This window comes from Pseudomonas sp. NPDC078700, from assembly GCF_044542375.1.
GTDB lineage: Bacteria > Pseudomonadota > Gammaproteobacteria > Pseudomonadales > Pseudomonadaceae > Aquipseudomonas.
This window is the reverse complement of sequence record NZ_JBITUI010000001.1, coordinates 318,131-335,047: the sequence shown is the minus strand read 5'-3', so window position 1 is coordinate 335,047 and position 16,917 is coordinate 318,131. Positions and strand designations below refer to the sequence as shown.

The following is a 16,917-nucleotide window of genomic DNA, read 5'->3' as shown; positions in this document are numbered from 1 at the left end:
CATGACAGCCCTCATCAGAACAACCTCATTCACCGGCTTTCGCGAGTTGGTTACTCAATTAGGCGGTGATCCTCAGGATTACCTGGCTAGATTTCGTCTGCCTGGGCACCTGCTTGACGAGGAAGACGCTTCGGTGCCCTTGCGCACCCTCATCGAGTTGCTTGAATACGCAGCGCAAGCGCTGGATTGTCCCGACTTCGGGCTGCGCATGGCTGAATATCAAGACATCCACATCCTTGGGCCTGTGGCAATTATTGCGCGCAGCTCAGCCACGGCAGGGCAAGCCTTGGCCGAGTTGGTACGGTTTATTGGTTATCACAGTCCCGGCATTGAGCTGGATTTGGACTTGAGCATTGCCGGAGCGCCTCGGCTGTCAGTGGATATTCGCTTGCCGGGTGTGCATATGCAGCGGCAAATGATTGAGCTGGCAATGGGCGTGGCGCATAACATTATGAGCTTGCTGTTCGGCAGCACTTTTGCGGCCCAGACAGTCTTGCTCAGCGGCATAAGCCCGCTGCCTCAAGCGCGCTACCGTCGCTATTTCAAAACCTCAGTGTATGACGCTCAGCCCGCCAATGCGTTTGTCCTCACGGATGAACAACTGCGTCGGCGGATTGAACAGCAAGACCCCGGCTTGCATCGGGCCATGGTCCAGTATCTGAGTAATCTTGGAAGCGAAACCCCGGTTAGCTTGGTTCAGCAGGTTGAGCGACTGATTTTCCGATTATTGCCGACCAATCGTTGTCGCCTTGTGATCATTGCTGCGCAGCTTGGCGTGCATCCACGGCTGTTGCAACGTCGTTTGGCCGAAGACGGCTGTCGCTTTGACGAATTGGTTGAGCAGGTCCGACGTAACCGCGCCGAGCATTATTTGAGTGAGCGGCATATGCCCATGTCACAAGTCGCGGGACTGCTTGGTTACAGCGAGCAAAGTGTGTTTAACCGTGCTTGCAAGCGCTGGTTCGGCATGACGCCCGGGGCGTATCGTCGCCAATTGCTAACCCGCTGATTAAGTAGCTGGATAGGCCGCTGGCGACAATTAGGTGATTATTTTTTCAAGGTCAAATACGAGTTGTGCAAGTCCTCGGCGAGGTGGTCAATTACCAACTTGACGTCATCAGCTGTGATTGGCTGGGAGTCGTTTTCCAGCACCTTGCCTTCGCCTTTGCGTACCACCTCGGCGATGACCTTGTTATTGTTTGCGTCAATCAGCATCGCTTCGGTGGCAAGCGTGACGTTCTGGTCACGAATGCCGGAAGCGCTGCTCACTGCAGCAGCAACCAAGGCAATCGGAATCACTTCATAGACGGCCAGATCTTTGTCTGAGGCCGAGACTGCAGTGATTGCAGGCTTTACGATAATCGAGCCGGCTAAAGGCGTATCAACCACAGGCAGCGACTTGCTCATCTCACGTTTGAGGGCTTGGTCATAATAGCGGGTGATGCGGTCTAGGGTGTCTTGAGAAACCCTGGCGGTAGGCTTGGGCCGTGGGTAGAACTGACTTCTTTCAAGATAAATACTGGTGTACTGATTGAGGTCCAATGCAGGGTCTATCCAGTGCATGGTGGGTGCCCCAGAGGGTGACTCGCCTTCCACCAGCTTGCTGTAGTCCGGCAGGAATCCGGAGTATTCATCTGAGGAGACCATTTTGCTAGAGCAGCCAGCCAAGGTGGTCGTGGCTATAGCGAAGCCGCAGATTAGTAGAAAACGCTTCATGCTTTACTCCATTAAAGGTCGCGTTGCGTAGGCAGAAAGGACAGGCACCAAGATTGGCCTATCCGAACGAGTGCACGTCGTCATGGCGATTTGACTATAGTTTGCTATGCAGCGCTGTGTAGGCTGACGTTTGATTTAGGCAAACTCCAGGCACAATAAAGCTTTTGCATCTGTATCAGGGCACCGACCAAGCATTCGGGATTATCCGCAAACCTACTGCGCTGAAAGTAGCTCAATGGAGGCTGAATGACTCGGTTTAAGTGCGTTGGGCGGTGGTTGGCAGGTAATTAATGGGTGTTTATAAAACGCCACACTACGTTTGCATCGGCTCGCTAGCCAGTTCTGGTGCAGGTTCTGATTTTTCCATTGCAGTTGGTCATAGTTGATGAAAACGGTCGCAGTCGTACTTTTTCCCGATTTACTTTTGCTCGATATAGCCGGGCCGCTAGAGGTATTTTCGATTGCCAATCGCTATCTTGAGCCGCACAACCACTATGAGATTTTGACCATTTCTGCTGAGAGCTTGTCTGTTCGTGCGTCGAATGGAGTAAAGCTCACGGCAGACATCCATATTGATCAAGCCGACGGCACTTACGACGTGCTGATTGTTCCCGGCGGGCCTGGTGCCTATAACCAGCAATATCCAGCACTGCAGTGCTGGCTCCGTAAAGCCAGTAGCCAGGTTCTGTTGCTGGCCTCCATTTGCACGGGCGCATTTATTCTGGGTAAAGCAGGCCTGTTGGACGGGCGACGGGTCACCACGCATTGGAATTACACCGAAAGGCTGGCAGAGCAGTTTCCTCAGGCTAATGTTGAAACCGATCAGATATTTGTAAGGGATGACAATCTACTGACCTCTGGTGGCGTGACAACGGGCATTGATTTGGCGTTGTCGATCATTGCTGAGGACCACTGTAAAGCCATTGCCTTATCCGTGGCCAAGGTGCTTTTGGTGGTCATGCAGCGTCAAGGCGGGCAGATGCAATTCAGCCCTCTGGTGGCGGATGTGGCCAAGGATGACTCGCCTATTTTCAGGGTGCGAAATTACGTGCTGGAAAATGTCGCAGAGGAATTCAGCGTGGAACGTATGGCCGGATTGGCGGCGATGAGTGCGCGTCACTTTGCCAGAACATTCACCCGTGAGCTGAATATGACACCCATGGAGTTTGTTCAAAGTGCGCGCATTGATAGCGCCAGGCGCCTTCTGGAAACCAGCAGTTTGCCCCTGAAAACAGTGGCCTTTCGCAGTGGGTTTGGCAGTGCACGGCATATGCGCCATCTGTTTGTAGAAAAGCTTGGGCTACCGCCTAGCCAATATCGTCGACAGTTCAGTTAGCCCTTGTGCGAGGTGTCCGTAATGGGCATCTCATTGGCCGTATCCGTACCCTTGTGCACGCTTGCTTGTCTTAAATCTTTGCCAGAATAGATAGACACCCCTCGACAGGAGGAGCGCTGGCCACTTCGCAAGAGGTCGGGCGGTAGAGCGCTTGCAGCACATGACTACATTCAGCAATCTGTGTTTGGACGAGATACGTCGATTCGGCCCTTTTAGTTTCTATGTACAACGCCGTGTTGTTTTGGAAGGTGATCGCACGCTCAAGGTCGGTAGCAAAGCGCTCGAAATCTTACAGCTGTTAATTGAGCATGCAGGCGCAGTGGTTAGCAAAGACGCGATTATTGCCCGTGTCTGGCCAAGTACTGTGGTCGAAGACATTAATTTGCGTGTGCATATTGCCGCTTTGCGTCGGGCGCTGGGTGACGGCCTCAATGGTCAGCGTTATATCGTCAATATCCCGCAGCGCGGATACAGTTTTGTGGCCGATGTACAGACTTCGGAAGGGAATATCGCAGCGCCCTTGGCGCGACAGCTTGAACCCCCGCAGGCCAGGCTGCCCGCACTGCTGACTCCAATCATGGGGCGTGACGCAGTCATTGATCGGTTGGTCAGGCAACTGCCTGGCCGGCGGTTGATGACCCTTGTTGCCGATGGCGGCATGGGTAAGACTGCAGTGGCCATACGCGTAGCCGAATTACTGCTTGAGTATTATCAGGATGGAGTGATCTTTGTTGATCTGGCAGCGGTCATCCATCCCTCGTTATTACCCGCACAGCTTTGTTGCGCATTGGGCCTGCGTATTGAGGAGCAACAGCCGCTGGAGTGTTTGCGTGAATACTTGCGCAAGCGTCACGTCCTGTTGTTGCTGGATAACTGTGAACACCTGATTAATAGCTGTGCGTCACTGGCAGAGGAACTGCTCAAAAGTGCGCCGCGCCTATCGATTTTAGCAACCAGTCGCGAGCCATTGTTGGCTGCGGTAGAGACAGTCCTGCGCTTGCCTGCATTAACTTTTCCAGTCGGTTCATCACAACTGAGTGTTGCCGATGCCATGGCGTACAGCGCGATACAGCTCTTTGTTTATCGGCTAACAGCTCATCAGGAAAGCTTTGCCTTGGCGCCGCCTGATGTGTCAGTTGTTGTGGACATTTGCCGACAGCTTGAGGGTTCGCCCTTGGCCATCGAGCTGGCAGCGGCGTGCGTCAATGTCTTTGGCTTGAAGGGTGTTCGGGCGCAACTGGGTGGTCGTTTTATGTTAGCCATGCAAGGCACGCGAACGGCCTTGGCCCGGCAGCACTCGTTGCAAGCCTCACTGGACTGGAGCTACGGGCTTTTGACGCCGCTCGAACAGATGATATTGCTGCGTTTTGCGGTATTCAATGAGGCCGTGACGCTTGAGCAGGCGATAAAAATCATCAGCTGCAAAGTCGTTGGTGAGTCGGCCATTTTTGAAGCGGTTGTGCAGTTGGCTGCCAAATCATTGCTGCAGGTCGAGATGGGTGATGATGTTGTGCACTACCGATTACTCAGCTTTACCCGAATCTATGCATGGGAGAAGTTCAGGCAAAGTGATGACTTCCCAACCGTCCAATTGCAGTACACCCAGCACCTGAAAATGCTCCGTTCGTGCGAGACGATACCCCTGGGTTAACTGCATCGGTCTGCCTGCCATTGGCTTTTCCGCCTAAATGATTAAGCCCTTCGCGACGCTGTCTCGCGTCGAACTGACTTGAGTGAATCTGCGTGCGCCAGCTTCGCCCCCTTGATGCCCCCACAAATGCAGTCCCGATCAGGCTAACGACAATTAACATCCCTTAACTCGCGTAATCCGAGGCGGGGGATGAACATGTAATCACGCAGGCAACCTACGGCCTGCGCGCTTAGTCGGTGAGTCGTCAGCCATGTTCTGGGCCAGCACTGAACTAACCAAGTACCTGAAGTAAGCGTTCCCACTTATTTGCAGAGGGTTTTCAGATGAGCACCATTACTACGCGTGACGGCGTCGAGATCTATTACAAGGATTGGGGCAGTGGCCAGCCCATTGTATTTAGTCATGGTTGGCCGCTGACTGCTGACAGTTGGGAGTCGCAGATGCTGTTTCTGGCCGACAATGGTTACCGGGTTATAGCCCACGACCGTCGCGGTCATGGGCGTTCCAGCCAACCGTGGGAGGGTAATGATATGGATCATTACGCTGACGATCTGGCTGAGTTGATCGAGACGCTTGACCTCAAAGATGCTGTGCTGCTCGGGTTTTCAACCGGCGGTGGCGAAGTCGCCCGCTATGTCGGTCGTCACGGTACCGGGCGGGTGGCCAAATTGGGGCTTATTTCTGCTGTTCCACCCTTGATGCTGCAGACCCCGAACAATCCAGAGGGTGTGCCGGTTGGGGTGTTCGATGATATCCGCGCAGGCTCTATCGCTAATCGCTCGCAGCTCTATAAAGACCTGGCGAACGGACCTTTCTTCGGTTTCAACCGGCCGGGAGCTACTGCGTCTCAGGGCATGGTCGACTGGTTCTGGATGCAGGGCATGCTCGGTGGACACAAGAGCACCTATGACTGCATTGCCGCGTTCTCGGCCACAGACTTTACCGAGGACTTGAAGAAGTTCGATGTGCCGACCCTGGTGATCCATGGTGATGACGACCAAGTCGTGCCGATCGGCACCGGCGGTCAAGCCTCGGCCAAGTTGGTGGCCGATGCAAAACTGGTGGTGTATCCCGGTGCACCGCATGGCCTGACAGACACTCACAAGGACCAATTGAACGCTGATTTGCTGGCATTCATTCAGTCTTGAACGGCCCAGTAAAGACGATTCTCCAGCGTCCGGTCATGAGGTTCAAACATGCTAAATACCGTTGATTGGGCGCTGTTGTTCATGCGGGTGAGTGTATCGCTGCTGCTGTTGAAGGTTCATGGCCTGCCGAAGCTGCTGCATTTCAGTCAGCAGGTGCAGGTGATTGAAGACCCCTTTGGTTTAGGTGGAGCAATGACGGTGAGTTTGGCAGTATTTGCTGAAGTACTGTGCCCGCTGCTGATCATCTTTGGCGTATTTACCCGCCTGGCCTGTTTGCCGGTGATCGTCTTGTTACTGGTTTCGTTGTTGCTGGTGCATCCGCAGTGGAGCTTGGAAGAAGGCCAATTCGCCTGGTTGCTATTGATTCTATTCACTGCGCTGACAATTGCCGGTGGTGGGCGAATTGCGGCGGGTCGCAGTGTCTTTGCTTGGCAAAACAGCTTGCAGTGGAGCCATTAGGCTCGTGCTGTTTTCAGGAGATGCAATGGAAGAGCTCGATATCGTCACTCTGATTGTGCGTCACCGGGTTAAAACGGCGCAGCAGCCAGCCTACGAGAAATGGTTGCGCCGAACCACGCAGATTGCCAGCACTTACCCCGGGCATTTGGGGGTCAACGTGATGCGTGATGCTGAGCAGTTTGTTTGCGTGCTGCGGTTCGCGGGCACCGCTGAGTTGCAGCATTGGTTGGATTCGAGTGAGCGCCGCCACTTGATCGAGGAAGTTGCACCGCTGTTGGACGAAGGTGATCAGACCCAGGTAGAGACCAACCGCGAGTTTTGGTTTACCCCGGCGAATGCTCAGCCTGCGCCGCGTTGGAAGCAGGCCTGCATCACCTTTCTGGTGATATTGCCCCTCAGCTTGCTGGTTCCGCTGCTGTGGCAACCCTTGTTCGCCACGTTACCGGTATTGGGCGGTTATTTCGTCAGCAATGTGTTGATCACCCTGAGCATCGTTCTATTGGTGGTTTATTTATTTATGCCGCGGGTGACGGCTTTGTTCGCCCATTGGTTGAGCTCCCATTGAGCTATGCAGGTAAGCAGCAACCTAATCAAGCGCCATGGATACGGGCGTTTCACTCAACAACTCAAAGGGGAGTGCGATGAGCGCTGATCTGATTCTGTTCAATGGTCGTTTACATACTGTGGATCGCGAAAATCCGCAGGCCACTGCGGTCGCCATCAAAGACGGACGCTTTGTAGCAGTTGGCAGTGATGCCGACGCTATGGCCATGCGCAGCACTGAGACGCAGGTGGTTGACCTACAGCGCCGCACAGTGGTGCCAGGCCTTAATGACTCTCACCTGCACCTGATTCGCGGCGGTCTCAATTACAATCTGGAGCTGCGGTGGGAAGGTGTGCCGTCATTGGCGGATGCTTTGCGCATGCTCAAGGCGCAAGCAGATATTACCCCTGCGCCACAGTGGGTGCGGGTCGTGGGTGGCTGGAATGAGTTCCAGTTTGCCGAGAAGCGTATGCCGAGCCTTGATGAGCTCAATCAAGCGGCGCCAGACACGCCAGTATTTGTCCTGCATTTGTACGACCGTGCGCTGCTAAACCGCGCTGCCTTGCGCGTGGTGGGTTACGACCGCAACACGCCGAATCCGCCGGGTGGCGAGATCCAGCGTGATGCCAATGGTGAACCCACCGGCATGTTGGTGGCCAAGCCTAATGCGATGATTCTCTATGCGACGCTGGCCAAGGGGCCAAAGCTGCCGCTGGAGTATCAAGTCAACTCAACCCGCCAGTTTATGCGTGAGCTCAACCGTCTTGGTGTGACCAGTGCAATTGATGCAGGCGGTGGTTTCCAGAATTATCCCGATGATTATGCGGTAATCGAAGAGTTGGCCAAGGCCAGTCAGCTCACCGTGCGCATTGCGTACAACCTGTTTACCCAGCGGCCCAAGGAAGAACTGACAGACTTCAAGAACTGGACAGGTTCGGTGAAGTTGCATCAAGGCGATGATTTCCTACGGCACAATGGCGCGGGGGAGATGCTGGTGTTCTCTGCTGCTGATTTCGAGGATTTCGTCGAGCCGCGTCCAGACCTTCCTGCCAGCATGGAGGATGAATTGGAGCCGGTTGTGCGCCACTTGGTCGAACAGCGCTGGCCGTTCCGCTTGCATGCCACCTATGACGAGTCTATCTCGCGCATGCTTGATGTCTTCGAGAAGGTCAATCGCGATATCCCCTTCAATGGCTTGCCCTGGTTTTTCGATCATGCCGAAACCATCACCCCGCAGAACATTGAACGGGTGCGTGCGCTGGGCGGTGGCATTGCGATTCAGGATCGCATGGCGTTTCAGGGCGAGTATTTTGTTGATCGCTACGGTAAGCAGGCGGCAGAAGAAACACCGCCTATTCAGCGCATGCTCGCTGAGGGCGTTCCTGTCGGAGCAGGCACCGATGCGACAAGGGTTTCGAGTTATAACCCCTGGACCTCCATGTATTGGTTGGTTAGCGGCAAAACCGTAGGTGGCTTGGCCTTGTATCCGCAAGGTCTGTCTCGTGAGACGGCGTTGCAGCTATTCACCCACGGCAGCGCTTGGTTCTCCTCGGAACAGGGCAAGAAAGGCCAAATCAAAGTGGGTCAACTGGCTGACCTGATTGCCCTGTCGGCTGATTTCTTCTCGGTTGATGAAGAGGCCATCAAGTGGATTGAGTCGGTGTTGACGGTCGTCGGTGGCAAAGTGGTGTATGGCAGCGGGGGGTTCGATAGCTTATCGCCGCCGTCAGTACCTGTTATGCCGGATTGGTCGCCAGTGGTTAATGTGCCCGGGCATTGGCGGGCGAATGCCCCGATGGCAAAGCAGGTGCACCAATGTGTGGGTGCCTGTTCAGTGCATGCCCACAGCCATGAACGAGCGCGTTTATCCAAGGTCCCTGTGAGTGATTTTCAGGGCTTCTGGGGTGCGTTCGGGTGTTCTTGTTTTGCCTTCTGAAGCCGTGGTGAAGTCATCGGCCTGGAGCCCGCTGGGTTACAAAACCTTCCGCTGGCTGTGGGTGGCCAGTATTGCTTCGAACATCGGCACTTGGATGCATGAGGTTGGCGCAGGCTGGTTAATGACATCGCTGTCAGCCAGTCCAATGAATGTGGCACTGGTTCAGGTGGCAGGCTCAGCACCGATGTTCTTCTTGGCGCTGCCGGCAGGGGCGATGGCCGATATCGTTGATCGACGGCGTTATTTGCTCAGTGTTCAGTTGTGGATGGCCTGCGTGGCCATGGCCCTGGCGTTGCTGACCCTTACTGGCCAGATGAATGTGACCCTGCTGTTGCTACTGACGCTTGGCATGGGGGTCGGCACCGCATTAATGATGCCCGCGTGGTCGGCCCTGACCCCAGAGTTGGTGGATAAAGCCGACCTGCCTGCAGCTATTGCGCTGTCCAGTGTCGGGGTAAACGTTGCGCGTGCAATCGGCCCAGCCATTGCAGGTGTTCTGGTTAGCATGAGTGGGCCTTGGTCGACCTTCGCCCTCAATGCACTGTCGTTTTTTGCGGTCATTAGCGTGTTGTGGCTGTGGCGGCGCGAGGTTACACCAGCGGTGTTACCGGCTGAGCGTCTGTGGGGTGCCATTCGCGCCGGTTGGCGTTACAGCCGTGCGTCAAAGCCATTACAGGCGGTGATGGTAAGAGCTGTCGCTTTCTTTCTCGGTGCCAGCGGTGGCATGTCGTTGCTGCCATTGATTGTCCGTCAGGAGCTGCAAGGCAGCGCTGCAGACTATGGATTGCTGCTTGGCAGTGTCGGCGTCGGTGCAGTGACGGGGGCAATGCTATTACCAAAGATACGGGAAAAGATCAGCGCCGATGGCCTGGTTGCGGGTGCGAGTCTGCTCTATGCGCTGGTGATTGTTGCCTTGGCTTTTGTACGTGATTTGCGCGTGTTGATTCCGGTCATGTTTGTTAGCGGTGCTGCCTGGATCGCTGTGCTCTCAAGCCTGCAAGTGGCCGCGCAAACAGCTGTGCCCAGCTGGGTTCGGGCACGGGCATTGTCGGTTTATATCCTGGTGTTTTTCGGCAGCATGGCCTGTGGCGGCCTGTTATGGGGTTTTGTCGCCAGCCACAGCTCGATCACCTACGCCCTGTGTTTTGCAGCAACGGCCTTGCTCTTGGGTATCAGTGCGACCGTGTATTTCAAGTTGCCAGTGACCGATGCCGAGGATTTGGCGCCGTCGTTGCACTGGCCAGTACCGGTGCTGCTGGACGAACAAAACCCTGATCGCGGTCCGGTGATGGTTACTGTTGAGTATCAAATTGCCCCCGAGAATTGGCCTGCGTTTCAGCAGGCGATGAATGATGTGCGGCGCATGCGTCGGCGCAACGGTGCGTTCTCCTGGGGGTTGGTTCAGGACACCGAGAACCTGCAGTGCTGGCTTGAAGTGTTTTTTGATGAGTCCTGGCTTGAGCACCTGCGCCACCACAATCGAGTGACCCGCGCTGAACAACGAATTGAAGCAAACGCCCGGCGCCTGCAAGTCGAGGGTGTGCCGGTGCACATACGCCATCTGCTGGCCGGGCAGATGCACCCAAAATGATTATTCAGGTACTGGTGAGACTGATTCGTGCTGGAACGCTCGCCAGTAGATACACCCCCATCCAGCCACCCAAGGAGAATCACCCATGAGTACAGTAATGCCTTATTCGCGCCTCAATAAAGACGACGCAGTTGTACTGTTAGTCGACCACCAAACCGGCTTGATCTCACTGGTTCAGGATTTCTCGCCTAATGAGTTCAAGAACAACGTATTGGCCCTGGCTGATTTGGCCAAGTTCTTTGAGCTACCTACTATTCTGACCACCAGTTTTGAGCAAGGGCCAAATGGTCCTATGGTTCCTGAGCTGAAAGCCATGTTTCCGGATGCGCCCTACATCCCGCGTCCAGGGCAGATCAATGCTTGGGATAACGAAGATTTCGTCAAGGCGATCAAAGCGACCGGGCGCAAGCAGTTGATCATCGCTGGTGTGGTCACCGATGTTTGTGTTGCCTTCCCAACGTTGTCGGCACTGGCTGAAGGGTTCGAGGTGTTTGTGGTGACAGATGCATCCGGGACCTTCAACGAAACCGTGCAACAAGCCGCCTGGAACCGCATGAGTGCAGCGGGCGCACAGATGATGAACTGGTTCGCCGTAGCCTGTGAGTTGCATCGCGATTGGCGTAATGACATTGAAGGTTTGGGCAATCTGCTTTCTGAGCGCATTCCCAACTATCGCAACTTGATGAACAGCTACTCAGCACTGAGCAAATAAGGTTCGGGCGTCAACCTGCGGGTTGGCGCCACCTTTCTTGAATGTCTGCAGGGGGGGTAGGTGATGAATCGCAATGACATGCGCAAGGTCGACTTGCACCTGCTAATCATATTTGAAGTCTTGATGCTCGAACGCAACCTGACCCGCGCTGCAGAGAAATTGTTTCTGGGGCAGCCAGCGATTAGTCATGCCTTGTCGCGACTGCGCGATTTTTTCAACGATCAACTACTGATTCGAACCGGCCGCACCATGGAGCCAACCAAGCGCGCGCTGGAAATATTCGAGCAACTACGTCCGGCGTTGGACGCCATGTCCAATGCATTGAGTTATGCGCAGGAGTTCAACCCGGCGACCAGTAAGCTGACCTTGCGCATTGGGCTTTCTGATGATGTCGAGTGTGGATTGCTGCCGCCACTGCTTAATAACTTGCGCCAAGAAGCGCCGAATCTAGTGATTGTCATTCGTCGCACCAACTTTCTATTGATGCCCAGTCAGCTTGAGTCAGGGGAAATCTCAGTGGGAGTCGGTTATGTCATGGATTTACCGGCCAATGCAAAATGCAGAACCTTGAGATTGATCGATACCATGGTACTGCGCGCCGATGACCGGCCGGGGCTGCTGACGCTGGATGAATACTGCTGTCGCCCACATGCGCTGGTGTCGTTTTCCGGCGACCTCAATGGCAATATTGATCGCGACTTCGAGCGCATTGGCCGCACGCGCAATGTGGTGTTGGCTGTGCCGCAATTTAACGGCTTGCGCTCACTGTTGGCTGGTTCGGAGTTACTGGCCACGGTGCCTGATTACGCCGCTGCGGAGCTCATATCTGGTGGTGGCTTGCGAGCAGAGCCTGCGCCTTTTGATATATCTCAATCAAAGCTGTCGATGGTTTGGAGCAGCGCTCAGGACAACGATTGTGCCGAACGTTGGCTGCGAGCCAAAATCGTTGAATTTATGGGCAACGACAGTCGTTAGGTTTTTTGGGCTTATGCACTTGGTCAGCTGGTTGCGGTGAACTATAGTTAGCAGCCTATTTATCTTCTGTGGGCGCTAACCTGCACTTATTGACGAGACCTGCATGAGTACCAGCAGCGCAAGGCTGTCGAACCCTAGTCACCCCATCAAGGGGATTTTGCTGATCTTGCTGGCAACATTTTTGTTTGCCAGCCATGACGCGCTGTCTAAGTACCTGTCTGGTTTCTACCCGGTGGTGATGGTGGTGTGGGCGCGCTACGTGGTGCACACCTTGCTTATGGCCGGAATTTTCTTGCCGCAGTCGGGTTTACGGGTTCTGCGCACCAAGCGGCCCGGTCTTCAGGCGCTGCGGGCATCGTGCTTGCTGGGCACCAGTCTGTTTTTTACCAGCAGCCTGCTGTATATTCCTTTGGCCGAGGCAACAGCGGTTAACTTTTTGGCACCGCTGTTGGTGACGGCGCTTTCTGTTCCGCTATTAGGTGAGTCAGTCAGCCGGCGTCAGTGGGCTGCGGTGCTGGTAGGTTTTGTCGGGGTGATGGTGATCGTTCACCCTGGCGGTGAAATGTTTACCCCGGCGATTATCTTGCCGTTCTGCTCTGCCATGTGCTTCAGCTGTTACCAGATATTGACCCGCAAATTGAGCGAATTCGATTCGCCTGCCACTAGTAATTTCTTTGCTGGATTGTTCAACTCACTGCTGGTCAGTGCGCTGGTGCCGTTTTTCTGGTCGGTTCCAAGCTTTACTCATGGCCTGTTAATGCTCGCGCTGGGGACATGCGGTATGTCTGCACATCTGTTTTTGACTCAGGCGTTTCGCAGTGCACCGCCTGCATTGCTGGCGCCATTTGGTTATTGCCAGATTGTCTTTGCCGGTTTGCTCGGGTTCTTGGTGTTTTCCCACGTACCCGACCTCAGCACTCTGGTCGGTATTGTGATTATTTGCATGAGCGGCTTGGCTGCTGCATGGCAGCAAGGGCGTCGTTAGCGGTTATCTCTATCGTGGGCAACGGGTTAATACAGATCGCCCGTTTATATTTTCTGGCTGCACTTAAGAAAAAAACGGCGGTGCCGACTACCTAGTCATGCATCGTCCACTTGAGTGAGTAGCGCCGCAATGTTCAATAAGAAGCTGAAGCAGGAATTGGCAGAGCTGCGCGAAGCGTACTCTCGGACCCAGCAGATCAAAGAGTCGATTTATGAAGAGATGCTGGTGCTTGAGCTTGATGCCCAGGGTCGCATTCTGTTTGTCAGCGACTTGTTTCTTGAGGAGATGCTGTATCGCCGTGAAGACCTGATCGGGCGCAATTTTGAGCAGCTGATCCCAGAGTTCTTCCGATCGGATAGCAATTACCAAAGTTTGAAAAAAGCCATGGCCCAAGGCGAGCATATCAGTGGCGCTTATCGCTTGCTGTGCGGCAATGGTGAGGATGCCTGGTTGCGCTCGATCTGGCAGCCATTGCGCAACAGTCAGGGCCAGATGGAAGGCTTCACCATGTGTGCGAATAACCTGACGCGCACCATCGAAACAGCCAAGGAGCATGAGGGTTTAATCAATGCTCTGCTGCGTTCTACAGCGGTTATCGAGTTCAATCTAAAGGGTGAAGTGCTCACCGCCAACGAGCGTTTTCTCGGTGCCATGGGTTATCGTCTTGAGCAGATCAAAGGCAAGCATCACCGCACTTTCTGTGAGCCAGAGGAGTACAACTCAAAGGCTTATCAGGAGTTTTGGGAGCAGCTCAATCGCGGAAAATTTATCGCTGATCGTTTCAAACGGGTTGATGCCCATGGGCGAGTCGTATGGCTCGAAGCCTCCTACAACCCCGTGCATGATGCTCATGATGTGCTTTATAAAGTGGTCAAGTTTGCCACTGTAATCACCGATCAGGTTAATCGTGAGGATGAAGTCGCTGAGGCGGCCAATATCGCTTACAGCACCTCTCAGCAGACCGACGCTACGGCGAAAAAGGGTGCTTCGGTGGTCAGCCAGACGGTTGAAGTGATGCACCGCATTGCCGAGCAAGTGCAAGAAGCTGCGCAAGGGATTGAGGCGCTGGATAAACAGTCGCAATTGATTAGCTCAATCATCAAGACTATCAGCGGTATTGCAGACCAAACCAATCTGCTGGCGCTCAACGCTGCCATCGAGGCTGCCCGTGCGGGTGAACAGGGGCGTGGTTTTGCGGTGGTTGCCGATGAAGTGCGGCAACTGGCAGGGCGCACCAGCCAGGCAGCTGAGGAGATTGTCGGGGTGGTGCAGAAAAACCAAACCCTGGCCCAGACCGCCGTCAATAGCATGGCAAGCAGCCGACAGCTGGCGGAGCAGGGCCTTGATTTAGCCAATGAAGCTGGCGTGGTAATTGTCGATATTCAAGACGGTGCGCAGCATGTGGTGAGCGCCGTTGGCCAGTTCGCTAATCAGTTAAAATCCTAACCGCAAGCCCGTTTCTTTTAGCTGATTGCCAGCGCCAAAGGGCTTTGTAATCTGTGGGAGGCTGGTTCGCGCCAGCCTGCACAAGGTTCAAATCGCCGGGTTTATTGGCTTCACTCAATGCATCCGCTGTGCTCAGGCGTGACACGCCTTCCTCACTCACCCTGTCTAAAGTACTGCTCCCGACCAAGGTATAACCCTGCTAAGACCATGGTCGAATGGTCTGCGATAGGGGTGCTGGTCACACAATGGGGAATATAAAAATAACCAATCCTTCTGTATTTGAGGAGTTGTTGATGAGTGCTGCGAATCTGTATCCCGTTAGCCCCGAGGCTGCGGCTAAGTCGCTTACTGATGAAGCTACCTACAAGGCCATGTACCAGCAGTCCGTGGTTAACCCGGACGGTTTCTGGCGTGAGCAAGCGCAACGCCTTGACTGGATCAAGCCGTTCACCAAGGTCAAACAAACCTCATTCGACGACCATCATGTCGATATCAAATGGTTTGCAGACGGCACCCTCAATGTTTCCTACAACTGTCTGGACCGTCACCTTGAAGAGCGTGGCGATCAGGTTGCGATTATCTGGGAAGGCGATGACCCTTCAGAGCAGCGCAATATTACCTACCGCGAACTGCACGAAGACGTTTGCAAGTTCGCCAACGCTTTGCGCGGTCAGGATATCCATCGCGGCGATGTAGTGACCATCTACATGCCAATGATTCCTGAAGCCGTAGTTGCCATGCTGGCGTGTACCCGCATTGGCGCGATTCACTCAGTGGTGTTTGGTGGCTTCTCCCCAGAGGCTTTGGCCGGGCGGATTATCGACTGCAACTCCAAAGTGGTTATCACGGCTGACGAAGGCCTGCGCGGCGGTAAGCGTATTGCGCTGAAAGCCAACGTGGATGACGCCCTGACCAATCCAGAAACCGCCAGCGTGCAGAAAATCATCGTCTGCAAACGCACCGGCGGTAACATCAAGTGGAACCAGCATCGCGACGTTTGGTACGAAGACCTGATGAAGGTTGCGGGCAGCCACTGTGCCCCCAAAGAAATGGGCGCTGAAGAAGCCCTGTTTATCCTCTATACCTCGGGCTCGACCGGCAAGCCAAAGGGCGTGCAGCACACCACCGGTGGTTACTTGCTCTACGCCGCCTTGACCCATGAGCGCGTGTTTGACTACAAGCCGGGTGATATCTACTGGTGCACCGCTGACGTGGGTTGGGTGACGGGGCACAGCTACATTGTTTACGGGCCGCTGGCCAATGGCGCGACCACCTTGCTGTTTGAAGGTGTGCCGAACTATCCGGATATTACCCGTGTGTCGAAGATCATCGACAAGCATAAAGTCAATATCCTCTACACCGCCCCGACCGCTATCCGCGCCATGATGGCTGAAGGTGAGGCGGCAATTAAAGATGCTGATGGCTCCAGCTTGCGCCTGTTGGGTTCGGTCGGCGAGCCGATCAACCCGGAAGCCTGGAACTGGTACTACAAGACCATCGGCAAAGAAAAATGCCCGATTGTCGATACCTGGTGGCAAACCGAGACTGGGGGCATCTTGATTAGCCCATTGCCGGGTGCAACTGCATTGAAACCGGGGTCGGCGACGCGTCCGTTCTTTGGCGTTCAGCCGGCATTGGTGGATAACCTCGGTAACCTGCTTGAGGGAGCGGTTGAGGGCAACCTGGTGATTATCGACTCATGGCCAGGTCAGGCGCGGACCCTGTATGGCGATCACGACCGTTTTGTTGATACCTATTTCAAAACCTTCCGTGGCATGTATTTCACCGGAGACGGTGCCCGCCGCGACGAAGACGGTTACTTCTGGATTACAGGTCGGGTGGATGACGTGCTGAACGTCTCTGGTCACCGTATGGGGACCGCTGAGATTGAAAGCGCCATGGTAGCCCACCCGAAAGTGGCTGAAGCGGCTGTTGTGGGGGTCCCTCACGATATCAAAGGGCAGGGCATTTACGTTTATGTGACCTTGACCGGTGGCGTGGAAAGCTCTGAGCAACTGCGCCAGGAATTGAAAAACTGGGTACGTAAAGAGATCGGCCCAATTGCATCGCCTGATGTGATTCAGTGGGCACCAGGACTGCCGAAAACCCGCTCAGGCAAGATCATGCGCCGCATTCTGCGCAAAATTGCCACGGCTGAATATGAGGGTCTGGGCGATATCTCGACCCTGGCAGACCCAGGCGTGGTACAGCATCTAATCGACACGCACAAGGCAATGCAAAGCGCCTGTGCCTGAGTTGATGCTTGGCTAAAGGGTGATTGCGGTCATTTAAACGCCCGGCTCTCTGAGTTGGGCGTTTTTTTGTGCGCATTTTACTCGGCTGCAGGTTGATACGAATTAACAGATGGGCGTGCTAAAAGGGCTGCACCGGGTAACATTGCTGCACCTGGCTGGGGCG

14 protein-coding genes and 1 pseudogene are annotated in these 16,917 nt (G+C 54.6%); 14 read left to right on the top strand and 1 reads right to left on the bottom strand.

Annotated features, from left to right (window positions below; all coding sequences use genetic code 11):
* Nucleotide 1 precedes the first annotated feature (1 nt).
* Entirely contained in the window at nt 2-1,009 is a 1,008-nt protein-coding gene (locus ACIGCM_RS01600) for an AraC family transcriptional regulator ligand-binding domain-containing protein (RefSeq protein ID WP_397500291.1), read from the top strand.
* Between the two features lie 38 nt (nt 1,010-1,047).
* Here the strand turns inward: ACIGCM_RS01600 and ACIGCM_RS01595 are convergent, their stop codons facing one another.
* On the bottom strand, nt 1,048-1,716 hold the full coding sequence (locus tag ACIGCM_RS01595) for a DUF3313 domain-containing protein (RefSeq protein ID WP_397500290.1): 669 nt from the start codon (nt 1,714-1,716) through the stop codon (nt 1,048-1,050).
* A gap of 385 nt (nt 1,717-2,101) precedes the next feature.
* Here ACIGCM_RS01595 and ACIGCM_RS01590 point away from each other — a divergent pair, with 385 nt between their 5' ends.
* The 13 genes and pseudogenes from ACIGCM_RS01590 (at nt 2,102) to acs (ending at nt 16,754) form a co-directional block, all read left to right on the top strand.
* Nucleotides 2,102-3,052: a GlxA family transcriptional regulator gene (locus ACIGCM_RS01590; protein WP_397500289.1), complete on the top strand. Its 951-nt coding sequence runs from the start codon at nt 2,102-2,104 to the stop codon at nt 3,050-3,052.
* Between the two features lie 160 nt (nt 3,053-3,212).
* Entirely contained in the window at nt 3,213-4,703 is a 1,491-nt protein-coding gene (locus tag ACIGCM_RS01585; protein WP_397500288.1) for an ATP-binding protein, read from the top strand.
* A gap of 323 nt (nt 4,704-5,026) precedes the next feature.
* Nucleotides 5,027-5,851 carry an alpha/beta fold hydrolase gene (locus ACIGCM_RS01580; protein ID WP_397500287.1) on the top strand — a complete coding sequence of 275 codons (825 nt, stop codon included), beginning with the start codon at nt 5,027-5,029 and terminating at the stop codon, nt 5,849-5,851.
* A gap of 48 nt (nt 5,852-5,899) precedes the next feature.
* The gene (locus ACIGCM_RS01575) at nt 5,900-6,310 is read left to right on the top strand and encodes a DoxX family protein (RefSeq protein ID WP_397500286.1); all 411 of its coding nucleotides are present in this window, start codon (nt 5,900-5,902) and stop codon (nt 6,308-6,310) included.
* Nucleotides 6,311-6,335: 25 nt separating this feature from the next.
* Nucleotides 6,336-6,875: an antibiotic biosynthesis monooxygenase gene (locus ACIGCM_RS01570; protein ID WP_397500285.1), complete on the top strand. Its 540-nt coding sequence runs from the start codon at nt 6,336-6,338 to the stop codon at nt 6,873-6,875.
* 76 nt (nt 6,876-6,951) lie between these two features.
* A complete protein-coding gene (locus ACIGCM_RS01565) occupies nt 6,952-8,790 on the top strand; it encodes an amidohydrolase (protein ID WP_397500284.1) in 1,839 nt (612 codons plus the stop codon).
* A complete protein-coding gene (locus ACIGCM_RS01560) occupies nt 8,780-10,381 on the top strand; it encodes an MFS transporter (RefSeq protein ID WP_397500283.1) in 1,602 nt (533 codons plus the stop codon). The genes ACIGCM_RS01565 and ACIGCM_RS01560 overlap by 11 nt, the downstream gene beginning before the upstream one ends.
* 85 nt (nt 10,382-10,466) lie before the next feature.
* Complete coding sequence (gene ycaC, locus ACIGCM_RS01555) at nt 10,467-11,093, top strand: isochorismate family cysteine hydrolase YcaC (protein WP_339485656.1); 627 nt, start codon at nt 10,467-10,469, stop codon at nt 11,091-11,093.
* Nucleotides 11,094-11,156: 63 nt separating this feature from the next.
* Nucleotides 11,157-12,068 (top strand): LysR family transcriptional regulator, encoded by a 912-nt coding sequence (locus ACIGCM_RS01550; RefSeq protein ID WP_397500282.1) that lies wholly within the window; start codon nt 11,157-11,159, stop codon nt 12,066-12,068.
* Nucleotides 12,069-12,171: 103 nt separating this feature from the next.
* Nucleotides 12,172-13,053 carry a DMT family transporter gene (locus ACIGCM_RS01545; RefSeq protein WP_397500281.1) on the top strand — a complete coding sequence of 294 codons (882 nt, stop codon included), beginning with the start codon at nt 12,172-12,174 and terminating at the stop codon, nt 13,051-13,053.
* Nucleotides 13,054-13,182: 129 nt separating this feature from the next.
* Nucleotides 13,183-13,956, top strand: a pseudogene (locus tag ACIGCM_RS01540) (PAS domain-containing protein); the annotation flags it as partial.
* An 87-nt stretch (nt 13,957-14,043) separates the two neighbouring features.
* The gene (locus ACIGCM_RS01535; protein ID WP_397501089.1) at nt 14,044-14,499 is read left to right on the top strand and encodes a methyl-accepting chemotaxis protein; all 456 of its coding nucleotides are present in this window, start codon (nt 14,044-14,046) and stop codon (nt 14,497-14,499) included.
* Nucleotides 14,500-14,792: 293 nt separating this feature from the next.
* The gene (gene acs, locus ACIGCM_RS01530) at nt 14,793-16,754 is read left to right on the top strand and encodes an acetate--CoA ligase (RefSeq protein ID WP_397500280.1); all 1,962 of its coding nucleotides are present in this window, start codon (nt 14,793-14,795) and stop codon (nt 16,752-16,754) included.
* Nucleotides 16,755-16,917: the final 163 nt, after the last annotated feature.